Origin of the sequence: Mycolicibacterium tokaiense (genome assembly GCF_010725885.1) — a bacterium.
GTDB lineage: Bacteria > Actinomycetota > Actinomycetes > Mycobacteriales > Mycobacteriaceae > Mycobacterium > Mycobacterium tokaiense.
Genome location: NZ_AP022600.1, coordinates 2,900,100 through 2,919,117 on the forward strand (window position 1 = coordinate 2,900,100; position 19,018 = coordinate 2,919,117).

The window sequence follows — 19,018 nt, forward strand, 5'->3', positions numbered from 1 at the left end:
CTCCCCATCTCAACCAACCGGTAGGTTACCTATAACCGGAGGTACCGAGTCAAGGGTGAGTTGTGATCACCGCGGTGGGTATCAAGGCGCTGAGCGGGTTCCGTTTTGGAGTCGGGGTCGCCGGCGGGCTATCCTGGGACCCAATCGTCGCCGCCGGCGTGCGCACTTTCCGTGCGGCGGACACCACAAGCAAGGAGATGCTCGTCATGGCTGTGCCCAAGCGCAGGATGTCGCGTTCGAACACCCGTAGCCGTCGCGCGCAGTGGAAGACCGAGGCCACCGGCCTCGTCAACGTCACCGTTGCCGGCGCTGCGCACAAGGTGCCGCGTCGTCTGCTCAAGGCCGCCCGCCTCGGCCTGATCGATCTCGACAAGCGCTGAACTCGTTCGCTGGCCGGCCGATGAAGGTGTGCGAGACTTTCGCGCACCTTCTCCCGCGCGCCTCTCAGGCCGCTCTCAGACATTGGGATAACACTGGTGGCCGTGCGGATTCTTGTCGTTGATGACGATCGCGCCGTGCGCGAATCGCTGCGCCGGTCTCTTTCCTTCAACGGCTACTCGGTGTCGCTGGCCGAGGACGGTGTCGAGGCGCTGAACGCGATCTCCACCGACCGTCCCGACGCCGTGGTCCTCGATGTGATGATGCCCCGGCTCGACGGCCTCGAGGTCTGCCGTCAACTGCGCAGCACCGGCGACGACCTGCCGATCCTGGTACTCACGGCCCGCGACTCGGTGTCCGAGCGGGTTGCCGGCCTCGATGCCGGTGCCGACGACTACCTGCCGAAGCCGTTCGCCTTGGAAGAGCTCCTGGCCCGGATGCGCGCGCTGCTGCGGCGCACGGGTCCCGAGGACAAGGCGGAGGCCGTCGCGCTGAGCTTCGGTGACCTGACGCTGGACCCCGTGACGCGTGAGGTGACCCGCGGCCAGCGTCAGATCAGCCTCACCCGCACCGAGTTCGCGCTGCTGGAGATGCTGATCGCCAACCCGAGGCGGGTGCTGACGCGCAGCCGCATCCTCGAGGAGGTGTGGGGTTTCGATTTCCCCACCTCCGGCAACGCCCTCGAGGTGTACGTCGGATATCTGCGTCGTAAAACGGAAGCGGAGGGCGAGCCGCGGCTGATCCACACCGTCCGCGGGGTGGGTTATGTGCTGCGGGAGACGCCGCCGTGAGCCGATATCGATGAGGTGCCGGGCATAGAGATGGCACGGCCCAACCGGCGCGAGTCGCGGACAACCACATCGTTGTCACTGCGGTGGCGAGTCATGTTGCTCGCCATGTCCATGGTGGCGATGGTGGTCGTCCTGATTTCGTTCGCCGTGTACGCCGTGGTCTCCGCCGCGCTCTACGACGACATCGACAACCAGCTGCAGAGCCGCGCGCAGCTGCTGATCGCCAGCGGATCGCTGGCCTCGGACCCGGGCAAAGCCATCGAGGGCACCGCATATTCCGATGTCAACGCCATGCTGATCAATCCGGGCCGCTCGATCTACACGGCCAACCAAGAGGGCCAGACGCTGCCCATCGGCGCCACCGAGCGCAGGGTGATCGCGGGCGAGCTGTTCATGTCGCGGCGTACCGCCGCAGATCAACGGGTGCTGGCCGTGCACCTGCCCAACGGCAGCACCCTGCTGATCTCCAAGAGTCTGGCGCCCACCGACGCGGTGATGATGAAACTGCGCTGGGTGCTGCTGATCGTCGGCGGCGTCGGTGTCGCGGTGGCCGCCATCGCGGGTGCGGCGGTCATCCGTACCGGACTGCGACCCGTGGCCAAGCTGACCGAGGCCGCCGAGCGGGTGGCGCGCACCGACGACCTGCGGCCCATCCCGGTGTTCGGCAGCGACGAGCTGGCGCGGCTGACCGAGGCGTTCAACATGATGCTGCGCGCGCTCACCGAATCCCGGGAGCGCCAGGCGCGGCTGGTCACCGACGCCGGCCACGAGCTGCGGACGCCGCTGACCTCGCTGCGCACCAACGTCGAGTTGCTGATGGCCTCCACCCGTCCGGGTGCGGCCAGCATCCCCGAATCCGAGATGGACGACCTGCGGGCCGACGTCATCGGGCAGATCGAGGAACTGTCGACACTGGTCGGCGATCTGGTCGATCTCACCCGCGACGACGCCGGCGGGGTGATCCACGAACCCGTCGACCTCACCGAGGTGGTGGAGCGCAGCCTCGAGCGGGTTCGCCGGCGTCGCAACGACATTGAATTCGACATCGACGTGACGCCCTGGCAGGTCTACGGCGACGCCGCCGGGCTGTCCAGGGCGGTGCTGAACCTGCTGGACAACGCCGCCAAGTGGAGCCCGTCGGAGGGGCGGGTACGGCTGACGCTCAAACAGGTGGACCCGACGCACGCCGAACTGGTGGTGTCCGACCTCGGGCCCGGGATCCCGCTGCAGGAACGCCGGCTGGTCTTCGAGCGGTTCTACCGGGCCACCGCGGCCCGCGCCATGCCCGGCTCGGGTCTGGGATTGGCGATCGTCAAGCAGGTGGTGCTCAAACACGGTGGCGCGCTGCGGGTCGAGGAGACGGTGCCGGGTGGGCAGCCTCCGGGCACCTCGATCTTCGTCCTGCTGCCGGGGCGGCCCGGGTCCCCTGCTCCCTTCCCCGACGCCGACGGAACTGACGGTGACGTCAACACCGGCGATTCACTGCCGATGGCCACCGATCAGGCAACGACACGATCACAACCGGGCGTTATCTCAGTCGATTCTCAGTCGACACGGGCAAGGTAGTTGCTAACTGGCAACGTTCTCCCGCCGTGACCCGTCCCGGTCGCGGAAGACTGTCGAAGGATCGGTGACCCGAGCATGACGAGCTACCCAGGGCCGCACAACCCTGGTCCCACGCCACCCAGGTACACCTCCGCGCCGCAGCAGTCCGGACAGCATCCGAATCCGCAGGCGGCGCAGCACGGTTACTACGCGCGTCCTCCCCACGGCCAGCAGAGCTACGACTGGCGTTATGCCACCGCGCCGCAGCCCGACCCGCGGCAGTCGGCGGCCTATCCCGCCTACCGGCCGCCACACACGGCGCCGCTGCCGCGTCAGAGAAGTTCGCGGACCAAGCTCTTTGCCGGTGCGATGGCAATCGCGGTGGTGTCAGCCGGAATCGGCGGCGGCGTGGCGGTGCTGGCCCATCCCGACGAGCGTCCGGTGAACACCTTCACCACGGCCAGCGGGCCTGCACCGGGAGTGCCCGCCGCCAACGTTCCCGCCGGCTCGGTGGAGCAGGTGGCCGCCAAGGTGGTGCCGAGCGTGGTCAAACTCGAGATCAGCCTGGGCCGCGCCCACGAGGAAGGCTCCGGCATCATCCTGTCGCCGGACGGTCTGATCCTCACCAACGCTCACGTGGTCTCTGCGGCCGGTGCGCCGTCGGCCGCACCCGACGCGCTGCCGGGCATCCCGTCCGGTCCGGAGCTGCGCGGGGCCAAGCCCGAGACCAGCGTGACCTTCTCCGACGGGACCACGACGGGTTTCACCGTGGTGGGTGCCGACCCGGCCAGCGATGTCGCGGTGGTCAAGGCCGACGGGGTGTCCGGCCTGACGCCGATCACCCTGGGCTCGTCGGCGGACCTGAGGGTGGGCCAGGACGTGGTCGCCATCGGTTCGCCGCTCGGGCTGGAGAGCACCGTCACCACCGGCATCGTCAGCGCCCTGAACCGGCCGGTGTCCACCGCCGGCGATGCCAAGAACCAGAACACCGTGCTGGATGCCATCCAGACCGACGCGGCGATCAACCCCGGCAACTCCGGGGGAGCGCTGGTCAACATGAACGGCGAATTGGTGGGCGTCAACTCCGCGATCGCGACCCTGGGCGGCGGGGACGACTCCCCGCGTTCCGGCTCGATCGGACTCGGGTTCGCCATCCCGGTGGATCAGGCCAAGCGGATCGCCGATGAACTGATCAGTACCGGTTCGGCGTCGCACGCCTCGTTGGGCGTCCAGGTGAGCAATGACACCGCCATCAACGGCGCGAAGATCGTCGAGATCACCCGCGGCGGCGCCGCCGCGTCGGCCGGCCTGCCCAATGGTGCGGTGGTGACCAAGGTCGACGACCGTCCCATCTCCGGGGCGGGGGCACTGGTGGCGGCCGTGCGTTCGAAGGCGCCGGGGGAGACGGTGACGTTGACCTACGTCGAATCCGATGCGGGCGACCCCCAGACTCTGCAGGTGACACTCGGGAAGGCGGCGCAGTGACCACGATATGGACCGCCACCTCACAGGCGGTGGGCAGGAAGTCGTCCTCCACATATACGGTTGCTTCCATGGAACAGCCGCACGAGCTCGTGGGCCGAGCTCTCGTCGTCGTCGTCGATGATCGGACCGCGCACGGTGACGAGGAAGACCACAGCGGTCCGTTGGTCACCGAATTGCTGAACGAGGCAGGCTTCGTGGTCGACGGAGTTGTGGTGGTGGCCTCGGACGAGGTCGAGATCCGCAACGCCCTCAACACCGCGGTGATCGGCGGTGTCGATCTGGTGGTGAGCGTGGGCGGCACCGGTGTCATGCCGCGCGATGTCACCCCGGAAGCCACCGTGGACATCCTCGACCGCGAGCTCCTCGGGATTTCGGAAGCGCTGCGGGCCTCGGGTCTGTCCGCCGGCATCATCGACGCCGGGATGTCGCGCGGCCTGGCCGGGATCTCCGGCAGCACCCTGGTGGTCAACCTCTCCGGTTCGCGCCCTGCGGTCCGCGACGGCATGGCCACGCTGAGCCCCCTGGCCGCTCAGATCATCGGCCAGCTCTCCAGCCTGGAAATCTGACTCGTCTCTCATGTGCCGTCTGAGTGCTCACCCGACGCCGGTGAGCGCCCAGGCGGCATTTTTTAATCTTCGTCCAATCTTCGGGGGCCACAGCCTCCAACCGTTTCTTAATGCTGCCGCAATGTTTCCTGAAGATGAACAGAACAAACGTGCCGAATGTGATCTTTGTCACAGAGAGGTGGGATTGTGACGTCGTTATCGCCCCGAGATCGAGATTCAGTTAACAAAATCTTCGGCTCGGAAATTCCCCAGGAATCCTCGGACGAGCGCGACCCCGACGCGGGGCGCGATGCCGCCGACCGTGATCGCTGGCTTCGCGACAACGTTCCGCCGCATCATCACTGAGCTGCGGCGACTCTACATATCGCCGTGATCTGCATTTATTTGCGTCCACGCGGATTCTGAACCGCACCTCGACCGCATCCCGGTGGCTCAGGACCCGCTGCGCGGGCGCCTGTGGCCAACTTCTCGGGACACAGCAGTTCAGCAAACTTCTGCCAGCTGAGTGACAGATGTGACACCAAAACCCCCTGCGTTGCCGGTCCCAGGCCGCCCCGTTATGTTTCTCCCGTCATCAACGATGAGCAAAACGTAAGAACAGCATGTGAGACCTCTCATTTGCGAAGTCTTACTTCGGGAGCGGTGTCACCATGCCTCTCACGAAAACCACCGAATCGGTGAAACCGCCCCGGGATCACCGCCGACACAGCTGGGGAGAACATGAAGGTAATCAGTCGGGTGCTGGTGGCGTTGATCGCCTCCATCGCGGCGCTGTTCGCGAGCACGGGCACTTCGCACGCTGGCTTGGACAATGAGCTGAGCCTTGTGGACGGCCAGGGTCGCACCCTGACCATCCAGCAGTGGGACACGTTCCTCAACGGCGTCTTCCCGCTGGACCGCAACCGCCTCACCCGCGAGTGGTTCCACTCCGGCAAGGCCGTCTACGCCGTGACCGGCGAGGGCTCCGACGACTTCGAGGGTGTGCTCGAGCTGGGCTACCAGGTCGGCTTCCCCTGGTCGCTGGGTGTGGGCATCAACTTCAGCTACACCACCCCGAACATCGCCTTCGACGGTCAGGACTACGGTTCGTTCGGCCCCGGTGTCGACACCGGCATCGACCTGATCCCCGCCATCGTGACCCCGCCGCTGTTCCCCGGCGTGTCGATCTCCGCTGACCTGGGCAACGGCCCCGGCATCCAGGAAGTCGCCACCTTCTCCGTGGACGTCGCCGGCGCCAACGGTGCGGTCGCCGTCTCCAACGCCCACGGCACCGTGACCGGTGCTGCCGGTGGCGTGCTACTGCGTCCCTACGCCCGGCTCATCTCCTCGGCCGGTGACAGCGTGACCACCTACGGCGAACCGTGGAACATGAACTGAGTCTTTACTCAGCACCAACAGTTCGTTGACAGAACAACCCCCGGCTTCGGCCGGGGGTTGTTTTGTTTTTTCCGCCGGTGGTATCCGCCATTTCTGGGAGGTGCCTGAAATCTGCGTCGGCGGGGTACCTCGTACCCATTCGACGTACCGGGAAAGCGCGCGCACCTATCCCGATATGACCGCGAGTTGTGTTGTCGCGCAGGTATTTTGAGTTTCCGCTTCGAGGTGGGGCGAACGTCGGAAAAATGTGCGCTCGGCCCCTCCGATATTTCCGGGCTCAGCGCCCGCACAGGGACTTTCACTGGTATTGTTCAGGAAGCTCTACGACTCACAGCAATAGGGCCGCTCCGGGTCCTCACTAATGAAGGGAAGCGCCGATGGCCGAAAACGCCAGTGGCCTCATCCGCAGTTCCAAGAAGCTGGGTGCTCTTGGACTCGGTTCGTTCGCCGTAGCCGCAGCGTTCATGAGCCTCGGCAGCGGAACGGCCAGCGCGGTTGAAGAGGTCGCCCCCACCCCGCAGGTCACCAGCCGCCAGGCGCTCGTCATCGACGACAACTCGCTGCGTTCCAGCGCCATCGGTGAGGCCCGTGGCTTCCTGAGCACCCGCGCCGCCGATTCCGGCATCGTCCACGCCGTCGGCGAGGTCAAGGACAGCATCATGGCCGTCCCCGGCACCACCGCTGCTCCGTTCAACCTGGAGTCCAACGGTGCGTTCGTCTTCTCCCCGCCGATCGGCGACTGGTGATCCAGTCGATCTGATCGTCTGATCCGATACAGAACCGCCCCCGGCCTCAGGTCGGGGGCGGTTTCTGCGTGTCGGGGCTCAGTCCTTGTCGGCGCTGGTGTGGCGGGCCGTGTCGGGACTGGGCCCGGTTCCGGGTCCGGTCACGTGCTGATCCGCCGCCGTGCTGGCGTCGGCGTGCTGGGCGTGCAGGAGGTCGCGGATCTCGGTCAGGATGCTCAGCTCGGTGTCCTGGGCCTGTTCGACCTCACCGCGCTCACGAAGCTTCTTGTACGGCAACACGATCACGAAGTAGACGACCGCGGCCACCAGGACGAAGTTGATGGCCGCCGACAGGACGGCGTTGAGGTCGACGAACTGGTCCCCGCCGAGCGGAATCCGCAGGATGCCGTACTCGCGCTCCGGCCCCGCACCGATGCGGTCGATCAACGGCTGCACCACATTCTGGGTGAAGGCGGTGACGAGCCCGGTGAAAGCGGTGCCGATGACCACCGCGACCGACAGGTCGACGATGTTGCCCCGCGCGATGAACTCCTTGAACCCCTTCAACATGGGTGAACCCTTCCCGCCGTCGGTGTCTGCAGAGCTTGAAGGGTAGTCCGGTGCGCAGCGCTGCGGCAGTTCAATGCAACGTCAGGGTGACGGCCTCGCCCAGGGCGGCGGCCGCCACCTCGGTGGCCGCAGCGGCGGGTAGGGCCACCAGAACCACCCGGTCGCTGCGCCCACCCAGCCCGCCGGCCTCCGGCGAGACGAGCACCACGACGGCATCGGTGGCGACGATGCGTGGGGTGGCCGACGCGTCTGGTGCGGGGCCCCCGGGCGGGACGGCGACGATGTCCACCACGTCCCCTTCTCGAATCAGGTCGAGGATCGCGCTCGATGTCAGCTGCACCGGCACCACCCGCGCGTCGGGGCCGGCGGCCGATTCCGTGAGACGAGGACCGAGCACACGCACATCGGTGATGACCTCCCCGGGCCGCACCGCGCCCGCGGGAGTGGCCCCGACCGCCGCGCCGATGTCACCGAGCGCCCCGTCGGGCAGCGTGTCCACCGGGCGTTGCTGCACCACGACGTCCTGCGCGGTGATGACCACGCCGGGGCGCAGATCCTGGGTGGCGACGATGGCGTCGCGGTGCGCACCGCCGGGTTCGGCACGCAGTGCCGCCGCCGCAGCCAGGAGCACCAGCCCGGCGGCGATCACCCGGCGGGCGCGCGCCGAGTGCACCCAATCCGGTTGCAGCGCTTGGCGAATGCGGTTGAACGGCGTGGGGTCGAGGCGGTGGCCCATTCCGGCACCCTAGAGACGGAAACAGGCAGCCCGCGCGCGATCGGCGGGCTGCCTGTGGATAACCGGGGGTGGCGCTAGCTGGACGCTGCGGCCGGAGCGGGCGAGGACGACTTGTCGCTGCTGGAGCTCTTCTCGCTCGAGCCCTTGCTGCTGGAGGTCGACGAGCTGTCGCTGGACGTCGACTCGGACTTCGAGGACGAGTTGGACGACGAACTCTTGGCGCCTTCGCGGCTGTCGGTGCGGTAGAAACCGCTGCCCTTGAAGACCACGCCCACGGAGTTGAACAGTTTGCGCAGGCGGCCGTCGCACTTGGTGCATGTGGTGAGTGCGTCGTCGGTGAAGGCCTGCACTGCGTCGAAGCGGTCGCCGCAATCGGTACACGCGTAGCTGTAGGTCGGCACCCAAAACCTCCGGAAAGTTCAGACAGTGGTTAGCACTCTACCGTGCCAAGTGCTAGAACGGCTATTCGGTGGCGGGAATTCCCGACCGCGCAGCCAGTGTGAGCAGTCCGGCACCGGGTGTCAACGCGTGCGTCATCGGCACGTCGTGCGGTTCGCTGGGCAGCTCGTCGACCAGTTCGTCGTCCCGGACCACGGCCACCAGGGCGGCAACCGGGTTCCGCAGCGCCAGCGACCGGTCGTAGAAACCCGCCCCTCGGCCGAGTCGTACCCCGAGCCGATCCACCGCCAGGGCGGGCACCAACACGGTTGCCGCGCTGCCGATGGTGTCCGGCGGCAAGGCCTCACCTGTCGGTTCGAGCAGCCCGAAGCCGGCGGGAGCCAATTCGCCGGGGCGATAGTCGGCCCACCACAGGGGGGACGGCGTACCGTCGGCGGTGGTGCGCGTCACCGGCAGCAGCACCCGCCCGCCGGCGGCCAGTAAGGCGTCCAGCAATGCCGGGGAACCGGGTTCGGTGCGAGTGGGAACATACGCGCAAACCGTTGCGCCGAGGCTCGGGATCGTTGCCACGTGCGACTTGAGCGCCGCTTCCTCTGCCTGGCGAACGCTGTCAGGCAGTGCGCGGCGGGTCTGGAGAATTTGCCTGCGCAACTGAGCTTTTGTCGGCGGCTGCACGGGTACAGAATTAGCATCCGGTGGCTTCCCTGGCCAGCCGGTGCGAGACTTCTCCAGCAGTTAGGGTGTGAACGATGAACGCACCTCAGGTACCCATTCCGCGCACGGCGATCGTGCCCGCAGCCGGTCTGGGCACCCGGTTCCTGCCGGCCACCAAAACCGTCCCCAAAGAGTTGCTGCCGGTGGTCGACACCCCTGGCATCGAACTGGTGGCCGCCGAGGCCGCCGAAGCCGGCGCCGAGCGGCTGGTGATCATCACCTCCGAAGGAAAAGACGGCGTGGTGGCGCACTTCGTCGAGGATCTGGTGCTCGAGGGCACCCTGGAGGCCCGCGGCAAAGAGGCGATGCTGGCGAAGGTCCGCCGGGCCCCTGCCCTCATCAAGGTGGAGTCCGTGGTGCAGGAGCGCCCGCTGGGACTCGGTCATGCCGTCGGCTGCGTCGAGAGTGTGCTTTCCGATGACGAGGACGCCGTGGCGGTGCTGCTGCCCGACGATCTGGTCCTGCCCACCGGCGTGCTGGAAACCATGTCGAAAGTGCGTGCCAAGCGGGGCGGGACGGTGCTGTGCGCCATCGAGGTCCCCGGGGACGAGATCAGTGCCTACGGTGTCTTCGATGTCGAGGTGGTGCCCGATGCCGCCAATCCGAACGTGCTCAAGGTCAAGGGCATGGTGGAAAAGCCCAAGGCCGAGGACGCGCCGTCCCCGTACGCGGCGGCCGGCCGCTACGTCCTGGACCGGGCGATCTTCGATGCCCTGCGCCGGGTCGACAAGGGCGTCGGCGGTGAGATCCAGCTCACCGATGCCATCGCGCTGCTGATCGACGAGGGCCATCCGGTGCACGTGGTGGTGCACCGCGGGTCTCGACACGACCTGGGAAATCCCGGCGGGTACCTCAAGGCTGCGGTTGACTTTGCCTTGGACCGTGATGATTACGGCCCGGAACTACGCAGCTGGCTGGTTGCGCGATTGGGGTTGAGCGAGCAATAGCGCTAGCGTCGGCCCGGTCGACCAAGCCGGGGGCCGATGGCAGAAAGGCGCGTTGTGCGTTCGGTGGAGGAGCAGCAGGCCCGTGTGCAGGCCGCCGCGGTGGCGCCGCGGCCGGTCCGGGTGGCGATCGCTGAGGCCCAAGGGTTGATGTGCGCCGAAGAGGTGGTGACCGAACGCCCGTTGCCCGGTTTCGATCAGGCCGCGATCGACGGCTACGCGGTGCGCAGCGTCGACGTGCTGGGCGCGGGTGCCACCGATGACGACGGCGACATGTCCGGTGGTCAGGTCAGCCTGCCGGTGACGGGCGTGATCGAGGCCGGTACCAAGACCCCGAGCCGGCTGCAGCCCAGGCAGGCTGCGCGCGTGCAGACCGGGGCGCCCATGCCCACGCTCGCCGACGCGGTGCTGCCGCTGCGGTGGACCGACGGCGGGCAGTCCCGGGTACGGGTGTTGCGCGGGGTGCGCTCGGGGGCGTACGTGCGCCGCACCGGCGACGACGTGCAGCCCGGTGACGTGGCGGTGCGCGCGGGCACCATCGTCGGTGCGGCTCAGGTGGGCCTGCTGGCAGCGGTGGGACGTGACCGGGTGCTGGTGCATCCGCGGCCGCGGCTGTCGGTGTTGTCCGTGGGCGGTGAGCTGGTCGACGTGTCGCGGTCGCCGGGCACCGGACAGGTCTACGACGTGAACTCCTATGCGCTTGCCGCGGCCGGCCGCGATGCCGGCGCCGAAGTCAACCGGGTCGGCATCGTGGACAGTGATCCGAAGAAACTGCGGGAAGTGGTGGAGGGCCAACTCAGCCGGGCTGAGATCGTGGTGATCGCCGGCGCGGTGGGCGGCGCGGCCGCCGAGAGCGTGCGTGCGGTGCTCGCCGAGCTCGGTGAGATGGAGGTGACCCGCATCGCCATGCATCCGGGATCGGTGCAGGGGTTCGGCCAGCTGGGCCGCGACGGTGTGCCGGTGTTCCTGCTGCCGGCCAACCCGGTGAGCGCCCTGGTGGTTTTCGAGGTGATGGTGCGGCCCCTGATCCGGCTCTCGCTGGGCAAGCGGCAGCCGCTGCGACGCATGGTGCAGGCCCGCACCCTGGCCCCCATCTCATCGGTTGCCGGGCGCAAGGGCTATCTGCGTGGGCAGCTGATGCGCGACCAGGACACCGGGGAGTATCTGGTGCAGGCGCTCGGCGGCGCGCCCGGGTCGTCCTCGCATCTACTGGCCACCCTGGCCGAGGCCAACTGTCTGGTGGTGGTGCCCAGCGAGGTGGAGCAGCTGCGCACCGGTGAGACCGTCGACGTCGCCTTCCTGGCCCAACGCGGCTGACGCTCGTGAATTTCTGGCGGTCCAACTCCCTGCACCCGGGCTGGCCCGCGGCAGTGGGGCCGCTGCGGGTGCGAGCCGGGGTGGTGCGGCTGCGGCCGGTGCGCATGCGCGACGCCGCCCAGTGGAGCCGGATCCGGATCGCCGACCGGCAGTACCTGGAGCCGTGGGAACCGACTGCCGAAATGGATTGGCCTGTGCGGCATGCAGTTTCGGCGTGGCCGTCGGTGTGCTCGGGATTGCGGGCCGAGGCCCGCCGGGGGCGGATGCTGCCCTACATCATCGAGCTCGACGGCCAGTTCGCCGGTCAGCTGACCGTCGGCAATGTCACCCACGGTGCGCTGCGTTCGGCCTGGATCGGCTATTGGGTGCACAGCGAGCTGACCGGCGGCGGGGTGGCCACCGGCGCGCTGGCGCTGGGGCTGGACCACTGCTTCGGTCCGGTGATGCTGCACCGGGTGGAGGCCACGGTGCGCCCGGAGAACACGGCCAGCCGCAAGGTGTTGGCCAAGGCCGGTTTCCGCGAGGAAGGGCTGCTGCGGCGTTACCTCGACGTCGACGGCGGCTGGCGCGATCACCTGTTGGTGGCGATGACGGTCGAAGAGGTCAACGGGTCGGTGGCCTCGACGCTGGTGCGGGCCGGCCGCGCACAGTGGGCCTGACCCAGATGATGCGGAAAATACGTCACGCAGTGTTGCAGATGTGACACGTGTGACTGGTGGTGCTTTACTCCAGCGAATTACAGGTGTGTAATTGACCTCGGCGCGCCGCCCTGGTTGCGCAGGTCAACCGACCTAGCCTGGAGGGGAAAGGAGCAGGCCACCATGCCAAGCATCCCCCAGTCATTGCTCTGGATCTCACTCGTCGTGCTCTGGCTGTTCGTGCTGGTGCCCATGCTCATCAACAAGCGGGACACCGTGAAGCGGACCAGCGACGTCGCCCTGGCCACCCGGGTGCTCAACAGCGGCGGCCGGGCCGCCCGGTTGATCAAGCGTGGCAAACCCGCCGCCGGTCACCGCAGTGACCCGCAGTGGCGCCCCGAAGAAGAACTGGACGATTTCGACGAGGACGAGACCGGTCCCGTCGTCGTCACCGGCAAGCCCCAGCGGGCGCGCGCCGTGGCCGTGGTGACCGCGGTCGCCGAAGAGGACGAGTCCGAGTATCTCGACGTCGACGTGGTCGAGATGGACTCGGGCGCACTGCCGGTGGCCAAGGCCGAGAAGGTCGCCGAGCAGGCCGATGAGCTGCCCCTGGAGTTCTCCTCGGAGGCGCAGGAGACCCCCGTCGAGGAACCCGCGGACGAGTCGGTGGCCGAGGAGCCTGCCGAGGTCGCCGCGGACGCCGGAGCGGAAGACGACGGCAGCGACGACGAGTACGAGTACGTCGACGACACCTCCGGGCTGGAGGCCGAGGAGGATGCCGAGCCTCCCACCGGGGCCATCCCGACCGCGGCCCGCGCCCGCCGCTTCGAGTCCAAGACGGCCGAGGCGGTCAGCGCGCGCAAGTTCCAGTTCCGCAAGCGCATGCTGATGTCGATGGCCGTGGCGCTGCTCGGCACCGCCCTCGCGGCCTACCTGTGGTCGCCGTCGATGTGGTACGCCTGTGCGACCGTCGGTGCCATCACCCTGCTCTACCTGGCCTATCTGCGCCGCCAGACGCGTATCGAGGAGCGGCTGCGGCGGCGCCGGATGCAGCGGATGGCCAGGTCGCGGCTCGGGGTGGAGAACACCGTCGATCACGAGCTCAACGTGGTGCCGGCCCGGCTGCGGCGCCCGGGGGCTGCGGTGCTGGAGATCGACGACGAGGACCCCGTCTTCGAGCACCTGGACTACGTGCCGTTCTCCCGCCAGTACGACCTGCCGCGCGCGGCGGGGCAGTGACGACCGGTTTCGGATTCGGTGCTGCCGGCTGGTAGCCTGCTACCGGTCAAGGGGCTATAGCGCAGTTGGTAGCGCGTCTCGTTCGCATCGAGAAGGTCAGGGGTTCGATTCCCCTTAGCTCCACAGAGATTCCAGCAGTCACGGATCACCGCCGGCTCGAGCGTTCAGGCGAGGGGGAGCTGTGAGTCAGTGGGCTGTGTCGCACATACCCTCGTGGCTGCTGCTGATTCTGATCATCATCGTCACGACAGGTGTGGCCATCGCTGCACAGGCGGTCGTGCGCCGCCGCTTCCCGAACCTGCGCGGTGAAGAGCACAACGACGTCACCAAGTTCGCCTTCGGCGTCGTCGGGTTCGTGTTCGCCTTCTTCATCGGGTTCGTGGTCTCGGCGATGTGGGGCCAGATCAGCCACGCCGACGACATCGTCCGCACCGAAGGGACCGCCGGCGCCCAGCTGGCCCGAGACTCCCACATCTTCGACGAGCCGGACCGCGACCGTATCCGGGCCAGCCTGCTGGAGTACGAGCAGGCGGCCATCACCGAATGGGACGAGATCACCGCGGGCCGGTCCTACCCGGAAGCCGACCGGGCGCTGAACCGGCTCTACGCGGGCTACGAGGCGGTGCAGGCCCGCACAGATGCGCAGAAGACGCTCCTGGCAACGTCATTCAGTAACTTGAACGACCTGAGCAAAGCCCGCGCAGAGCGCGTTCTCCAAGCTGCGACCGACACCGGCCCACCCTGGTCACTGTGGGCGGTCATCCTCATCACCAGTGGCCTGCTGCTCGGTTGCGCCGTCATCTACGGCGTGGAGAAGCCTGCCAACCACTACGCCATGACTGCCATCATCGGCGTCCTCGTCGGCGCGCAACTGTTCCTCGTCGTCGAACTGTCGCACCCCTATGTCGGTGCGGTGTCCACAGTGCCCGAACCCCTGTACCAGATCGTCCGCACTCTGCAGGCCGGGCCGGCCTAGCTGCACGGCAATTCTGGGACAGGAGTGCCACACTGGCTGAGTGACTTTCCAACCGACACCGCTGGAGGCCGTCGCGCTGTTCACCATCGTCCTGGCCATCGGGCTGGGTGCGATGAGCCCGGGACCGAGCTTCGTCATGGTGGCGCGCACCGCGCTGGCGGCCACGCCCGCGCACGGCCGACTGGCTGCACTGGGCATCGGCGCCGCCAGCCTGATCTTCTCGGTGGCCGCCGTGACGGGCCTGGGCGTGGTGTTTCTCGCAGCGGAGTGGCTGTTCGTGGCCGTCAAGGTCGCAGGCGGCGCATTCCTGGTCTACCTCGGGATCCAGATGTGGCGTTCCCGGGGCTCACACGCCGAGATCGAGGCCGAACGCACCGGCGGCGGGTCACGCACCTTCCTGACCGCCCTGCTCACCCAGATGAGCAACCCCAAGGCCATCGTGGTCTACGCCAGCGTGTTCGCCTCGGCGTTGCCCACCAACCCCTCGCTGTGGCTGATGGTCGCGATCCCGGTGTCTGTGGCCGCGGTCGAGACGCTCTGGTACCTCATCGTCGCCACCGTGCTCTCCCGCCAGAGCGCCCAGCAGACCTACCGTCGGTGGTCCCGCGCGATCGACCGGACCGCGGGATCCATCCTGGGTGGCCTGGGTGCCTGGTTCGCCGTGGATGGTGTGCGGACCGCGTTGCGGTAGTCCACAACTGCATCAGCCTCGAAGACGGCAACCGCTCCGGTAACGTCGGCGACATCGGAGAGGACGGAATGTCGTGGCCGAAAGTCTGGTGCAGCGCGCCGAAGATCTCGCTGCGCTCACGGTGTTCGCGGACTGCTTCGGAGCCGACCTCTATCCGCTGGCCCGCGAGCTGACGCCCATCACCGCCGAGCCCGGCGACGTCCTGATGGCCCAGGGCGGCCCGGCCGACTTCTTTCTGATCATCCACACCGGTCGCGTCGAGGTGAGCCACCACAGCGACGACAGTCCCTCCTTCGTCACCGACGTCGGGCCGGGCCGCATCGTCGGTGAGATCGCTCTGCTGCGGCATTCGCCGCGCACCGCCACCGTCACTGCGCTGGAGCACCTGACCGGCTGGGTGGGCGGCGACGACGCGTTCGACGAATTGATCGAACTGCCCGGCGTTCTGGCCCTGTTGATCCGCACCGCGCGCCAGCGGCTCGCCGCGTTCATCACCCCGGTCCCGCTGGCCCTCGACGACGGCACTCGCCTGCTGGTGCGCCCGGTGCTGCCCGGCGACAGCGAGCGCACCGTCACCGGCCCGGTGGAATTCTCCAGCGAGACGCTGTACCGGCGGTTCCAGTCGCCGCGGGTGCCGACACCGAGCCTGATGCGCTACCTCTTCGAGGTCGACTACGTGGACCACTTCGTCTGGGTCGTCACCACCGAAGCGGGTGACGTGGTGGCCGATGCCCGCTACGTCCGCGACGAACGCGACAGCAGTACCGCCGAGATCGCCTTCACCGTCGGCGACGACTACCAGGGCCGCGGCATCGGCACCTTTCTGATGGGAGCGCTCACCGTGGCGGCGCGGGTGGCCGGGGTCAAGACGTTCTCCGGCCGGGTGCTCTCGCAGAACCGGGCCATGCGCTCCATCTTCAACCACGCCGGCGCCCACTGGGAGCGCGAGGATCTGGGCATCGTCACCACCGTCGTCAACGTGCCCGCCACCGTACCGTTCGGTCCCGAGACCGAGAAACGGCTCGAAGACGTTGCCCGGCAGATGATCCGGGTGTTGTAGGGAGTCAGATGACCAGACCGCCGTTGTCCAAGGACACCACCTTGTGCATTTCGCTGGCCGCACGGCCCAGCAATATCGGCACCCGATTCCACAACCATCTCTACGAGACGCTGGGGCTGGACTTCATCTACAAGGCGTTCACCACCACTGACATCGCCGCGGCCATCGGCGGGGTGCGGGCACTGGGAATCCGCGGCTGCTCGGTGTCCATGCCGTTCAAGCAGGACGTGCTGGCACTCGTCGACCACGTGGAGGACTCCGCACGGGTGATCAACGCGGTGAACACCATCGTCAACGACGGCGGGGTGTTGACCGCCGCCAACACCGACTACCTTGCCATCGAGGCGTTGATCGGCATCCACCACCTCGACCCCGCGCAGACGGTGCTCATCCACGGCAGTGGCGGCATGGCCGCTGCGGTCGCCTCGGCCTTCCGCGACAACGGCTTTCGCGCCGGCACGCTGGTGGCGCGCAATCCGGTCACCGGGCCCGAACTCGCCGAACGGCTCGGCTACCACTGGCGTCCGCACGTTGGCGGTGCCACCGCGTCGATCGTCGTCAACGTGACGCCGGTGGGGATGGCGGGCGGACCCGAGGAGCACGACTCGCCGTTCGACACCGCCATGATCGCCGCCGCCGACACGGTGTTCGACGTGGTGGCCCTGCCGTCGGAGACACCGCTGATTGCCGCGGCCCGTTCGGCGGGCAAGCAGGTGATCACCGGCGCCGAGGTGATCGCGCTGCAGGCCGCCGAGCAGTTCGCGCGCTACACCGGGGTGCGCCCCACCCCGGAGCAGGTCGCCGAGGCGTCGCGGATCTCGCGGGCCTGACTCACCCGGCGGTGATGGTGGTCTGCCCGTCGATGAACTGGGTGGCGGCCTCGAGCACCTCAGTCTCCTGCTGGCTGGCATAGGCATTGAGTTGCAGCACGTACACTCCGTCGGCCGCGGGAATCACCACCGTCTTCTGCGCGATCATGCCTTCGCGGCCGTCGATCTCGTACGCGCCGGCAATCTGGAATGCGTCGAAACCACTGAGCTGGTTGCGGGAGCCCTGGTTCATCGGCTGCCAGCCCGGCAGGTTCTCCAGCTCACCCGGGGCGTACTCCAGAATCGCGTCGGGGTCGACGTCGCCGGTGAGCTTCGACATCAGTGCCAGCACCCGGGGCGGGTTGTCCGGCACCTGCGTGCCCGGGAACACGATGGCCCCGAACGGCGCCTCGGGAATGTTGTCCCGGGCCTCCCACCCCGGTGGCACGGGCAGATTCACCACCGGGACCCCCGGTTGATCCCGCGCGACAGCCTGCTCCTGGATCCCGTTGGCCGCGATGTAATCCTGGATGGTCTCGTTGGGGCCGGCAGGCACGGACGGTGTGCTGGATTCCGCGGCCGGCGACGGTGACTCCGAGGTCTCCTGCGCGCTGCTTGTCGCTTCAGTGCTGGTGGCTTCGGTGCTGGTGGATTCGGTCGAGGAATCCGACCCGCAGCCCACCAGGGCCAGGCCGAGTGCGAGAGCGGTGATGCCCGCACCGGCGACGGAGGTGAGCTTCATCGGCGTGTCTCCTTCGAGCTTGGTTTGCCGCGAAGCCTACGGTGAGCAAAGGCGACGTGTTGGCATTGCGGCGGACTACGGTCGAGACCATGCCGTCACGCACTCTTCTCGCCACCGGACTCGGAACCGCCGCCGCCGCGGTGATCGGCAGCATCGCCAGCAAGGCGGGCGTCGAAACCTGGTACCCGACCGTGCGCAAGCCGCGCTATGTGCCGCCCAACGTGGTGTTCCCCATCGCGTGGACGTCGCTCTACACCGACATCGCCGTCACCTCCGCCGCCACCATCGACAGGTTGCGTGCCCGTGACGCCGCCGCAGCCAAGGGCTACACCGCTGCGCTGGGGCTGAACCTGGTGCTCAACGCGGGCTGGAGCTGGCTGTTCTTCAAGGCGCACAAACTGGGCCCGTCTGCTGTCGCGGCGGGTGCGCTGGCCGTCAGCAGCGCTGATCTGGCGCGGCGGACCGCGCAGGTCAGCCCGGCGGCCGGTCTCGCGCTGGCGCCGTATCCGCTGTGGTGCACCTTCGCCACCGTGATGTCCACCGACATCTGGCGCCTCAACCGCTGACCGCGGCGGCTGTGGTAGTAAGGGCCGGTGCGGGCACTGGCGCTGAGCGTCTCGGCGGTCACGGTGCTGGCCGGGTGCGGGCAGCCGGCGCCGCAGCCGCCCGCCCCGGCCACCTCGAGTGCCGCTGCGCCCGCCGGCATCGGCACCATCGACCCTGAACGCATCCGCCGCCTTCGCCCCGCGCTGCCCGAGGGATACGAGGTGGCCGACGTCGGCGGATACGCCTCGTCGCCGGTGGCGTTCTGGGGTCTGGGTCGGGGCGCGACCGCCGAACCGCCGCAGTGCGCAGCGCTGGTGGACCCCGCTCCGGACGGCCCGGCCGTCGGGATATCGGGCTCGGGCCCGGGGGGAATCGTCTACGTCGTGGTGGTCACCGGTCCGCCACGGCCCCAGGCCGGGCTGGACTCGGTGCTGCTCGGCGGCTGCGGACAATGGTCGATGGCCTACGGATCGTCGACCGCGGACGTGACGCTCACCGACGCGCCGATGATCGACGGGGCGGCGACGCTGGGTGCCGCAGCCACCGTTCGGGCCCGGGTGGAATCCGGCAACGAAACCGATTCGCGCGCCGACACTTTCCTGGCGCTGGTGGATCAGTACGTGGTGTTCGTGACCTTGGTGACCGATCCCGGCGCCGTCGGTGCGCCACTGCCGCCGCAGTACGCCAGCGACCTCCTGGTGACGACGGTCAACACGCTGCGTGGGTAGATTGGCCCCCGATGTGGAGTCGTGGTTGCAGTCGCAGAGCGC

At 68.1% G+C, this 19,018-nt stretch carries 22 protein-coding genes and 1 tRNA gene; 18 read left to right on the plus strand and 5 right to left on the minus strand.

Features of this window, described 5'->3' with window-relative positions; all coding sequences use genetic code 11:
* Positions 1–206: 206 nt before the first annotated feature.
* The 7 genes from rpmF to G6N58_RS14080 all read left to right on the plus strand — a co-directional run bounded on the left by rpmF (position 207) and on the right by G6N58_RS14080 (position 6,888).
* Positions 207–380 (plus strand): 50S ribosomal protein L32, encoded by a 174-nt coding sequence (rpmF, locus tag G6N58_RS14050; protein ID WP_068919559.1) that lies wholly within the window; start codon positions 207–209, stop codon positions 378–380.
* A gap of 102 nt (positions 381–482) precedes the next feature.
* Complete coding sequence (locus G6N58_RS14055) at positions 483–1,169, plus strand: response regulator transcription factor (protein WP_068919560.1); 687 nt, start codon at positions 483–485, stop codon at positions 1,167–1,169.
* Between the two features lie 30 nt (positions 1,170–1,199).
* Positions 1,200–2,735 carry a HAMP domain-containing sensor histidine kinase gene (locus G6N58_RS14060; RefSeq protein WP_115278276.1) on the plus strand — a complete coding sequence of 512 codons (1,536 nt, stop codon included), beginning with the start codon at positions 1,200–1,202 and terminating at the stop codon, positions 2,733–2,735.
* 75 nt (positions 2,736–2,810) lie between these two features.
* Positions 2,811–4,199 carry a S1C family serine protease gene (locus G6N58_RS14065; RefSeq protein ID WP_115278275.1) on the plus strand — a complete coding sequence of 463 codons (1,389 nt, stop codon included), beginning with the start codon at positions 2,811–2,813 and terminating at the stop codon, positions 4,197–4,199.
* A 68-nt stretch (positions 4,200–4,267) separates the two neighbouring features.
* Positions 4,268–4,765: a MogA/MoaB family molybdenum cofactor biosynthesis protein gene (locus tag G6N58_RS14070; protein WP_068915262.1), complete on the plus strand. Its 498-nt coding sequence runs from the start codon at positions 4,268–4,270 to the stop codon at positions 4,763–4,765.
* 720 nt (positions 4,766–5,485) lie between these two features.
* Complete coding sequence (mspA, locus tag G6N58_RS14075) at positions 5,486–6,142, plus strand: porin MspA (RefSeq protein ID WP_068915263.1); 657 nt, start codon at positions 5,486–5,488, stop codon at positions 6,140–6,142.
* Between the two features lie 377 nt (positions 6,143–6,519).
* Positions 6,520–6,888 (plus strand): hypothetical protein, encoded by a 369-nt coding sequence (locus G6N58_RS14080; protein ID WP_068915264.1) that lies wholly within the window; start codon positions 6,520–6,522, stop codon positions 6,886–6,888.
* Between the two features lie 78 nt (positions 6,889–6,966).
* On the opposite strand, the gene mscL is transcribed toward G6N58_RS14080, so the two are convergent.
* The 4 genes from mscL to G6N58_RS14100 all read right to left on the minus strand — a co-directional run bounded on the left by mscL (position 6,967) and on the right by G6N58_RS14100 (position 9,247).
* Positions 6,967–7,437 (minus strand): large-conductance mechanosensitive channel protein MscL, encoded by a 471-nt coding sequence (mscL, locus tag G6N58_RS14085; protein WP_068915265.1) that lies wholly within the window; start codon positions 7,435–7,437, stop codon positions 6,967–6,969.
* Positions 7,438–7,507: 70 nt separating this feature from the next.
* On the minus strand, positions 7,508–8,173 hold the full coding sequence (locus tag G6N58_RS14090) for an SAF domain-containing protein (protein ID WP_115278274.1): 666 nt from the start codon (positions 8,171–8,173) through the stop codon (positions 7,508–7,510).
* A 74-nt stretch (positions 8,174–8,247) separates the two neighbouring features.
* Complete coding sequence (locus tag G6N58_RS14095; RefSeq protein ID WP_068915267.1) at positions 8,248–8,574, minus strand: FmdB family zinc ribbon protein; 327 nt, start codon at positions 8,572–8,574, stop codon at positions 8,248–8,250.
* Positions 8,575–8,635: 61 nt separating this feature from the next.
* Positions 8,636–9,247 carry a 5-formyltetrahydrofolate cyclo-ligase gene (locus G6N58_RS14100; protein WP_068915268.1) on the minus strand — a complete coding sequence of 204 codons (612 nt, stop codon included), beginning with the start codon at positions 9,245–9,247 and terminating at the stop codon, positions 8,636–8,638.
* Between the two features lie 74 nt (positions 9,248–9,321).
* On the opposite strand from G6N58_RS14100, the gene G6N58_RS14105 reads away from it, so the two are divergent.
* The 9 genes from G6N58_RS14105 to G6N58_RS14145 all read left to right on the plus strand — a co-directional run bounded on the left by G6N58_RS14105 (position 9,322) and on the right by G6N58_RS14145 (position 16,981).
* Entirely contained in the window at positions 9,322–10,233 is a 912-nt protein-coding gene (locus G6N58_RS14105; RefSeq protein WP_068915269.1) for a UTP--glucose-1-phosphate uridylyltransferase, read from the plus strand.
* A gap of 54 nt (positions 10,234–10,287) precedes the next feature.
* Complete coding sequence (gene glp, locus G6N58_RS14110; protein WP_068915270.1) at positions 10,288–11,547, plus strand: molybdotransferase-like divisome protein Glp; 1,260 nt, start codon at positions 10,288–10,290, stop codon at positions 11,545–11,547.
* A gap of 5 nt (positions 11,548–11,552) precedes the next feature.
* Positions 11,553–12,206, plus strand: a complete 654-nt coding sequence (locus tag G6N58_RS14115) for a GNAT family N-acetyltransferase (protein ID WP_115278273.1) — start codon at positions 11,553–11,555, stop codon at positions 12,204–12,206.
* A gap of 162 nt (positions 12,207–12,368) precedes the next feature.
* Positions 12,369–13,424, plus strand: a complete 1,056-nt coding sequence (gene sepX, locus G6N58_RS14120) for a divisome protein SepX/GlpR (RefSeq protein WP_115278272.1) — start codon at positions 12,369–12,371, stop codon at positions 13,422–13,424.
* A gap of 50 nt (positions 13,425–13,474) precedes the next feature.
* Positions 13,475–13,547: transfer RNA gene (locus G6N58_RS14125), tRNA-Ala, on the plus strand.
* Between the two features lie 58 nt (positions 13,548–13,605).
* The gene (locus tag G6N58_RS14130) at positions 13,606–14,400 is read left to right on the plus strand and encodes a bestrophin-like domain (RefSeq protein ID WP_115278271.1); all 795 of its coding nucleotides are present in this window, start codon (positions 13,606–13,608) and stop codon (positions 14,398–14,400) included.
* A gap of 40 nt (positions 14,401–14,440) precedes the next feature.
* The gene (locus tag G6N58_RS14135; RefSeq protein WP_197746421.1) at positions 14,441–15,091 is read left to right on the plus strand and encodes a LysE family translocator; all 651 of its coding nucleotides are present in this window, start codon (positions 14,441–14,443) and stop codon (positions 15,089–15,091) included.
* A 73-nt stretch (positions 15,092–15,164) separates the two neighbouring features.
* Entirely contained in the window at positions 15,165–16,151 is a 987-nt protein-coding gene (gene pat, locus G6N58_RS14140) for an acetyltransferase Pat (RefSeq protein ID WP_115278270.1), read from the plus strand.
* An 8-nt stretch (positions 16,152–16,159) separates the two neighbouring features.
* Entirely contained in the window at positions 16,160–16,981 is an 822-nt protein-coding gene (locus tag G6N58_RS14145; RefSeq protein ID WP_068915290.1) for a shikimate 5-dehydrogenase, read from the plus strand.
* Position 16,982: 1 nt separating this feature from the next.
* Here G6N58_RS14145 and lpqN read toward each other — a convergent pair whose 3' ends face one another.
* Positions 16,983–17,702, minus strand: a complete 720-nt coding sequence (gene lpqN / locus G6N58_RS14150) for an envelope biogenesis lipoprotein LpqN (RefSeq protein ID WP_115278269.1) — start codon at positions 17,700–17,702, stop codon at positions 16,983–16,985.
* Positions 17,703–17,791: 89 nt separating this feature from the next.
* Between lpqN and G6N58_RS14155 the strand changes: the two genes are divergently transcribed.
* Together G6N58_RS14155 and G6N58_RS14160 are read left to right on the plus strand one after the other, a co-directional pair.
* On the plus strand, positions 17,792–18,268 hold the full coding sequence (locus G6N58_RS14155) for a TspO/MBR family protein (RefSeq protein WP_115278268.1): 477 nt from the start codon (positions 17,792–17,794) through the stop codon (positions 18,266–18,268).
* Between the two features lie 27 nt (positions 18,269–18,295).
* Positions 18,296–18,976 carry a DUF5642 family protein gene (locus G6N58_RS14160; RefSeq protein ID WP_115278267.1) on the plus strand — a complete coding sequence of 227 codons (681 nt, stop codon included), beginning with the start codon at positions 18,296–18,298 and terminating at the stop codon, positions 18,974–18,976.
* Positions 18,977–19,018 lie beyond the last annotated feature (42 nt).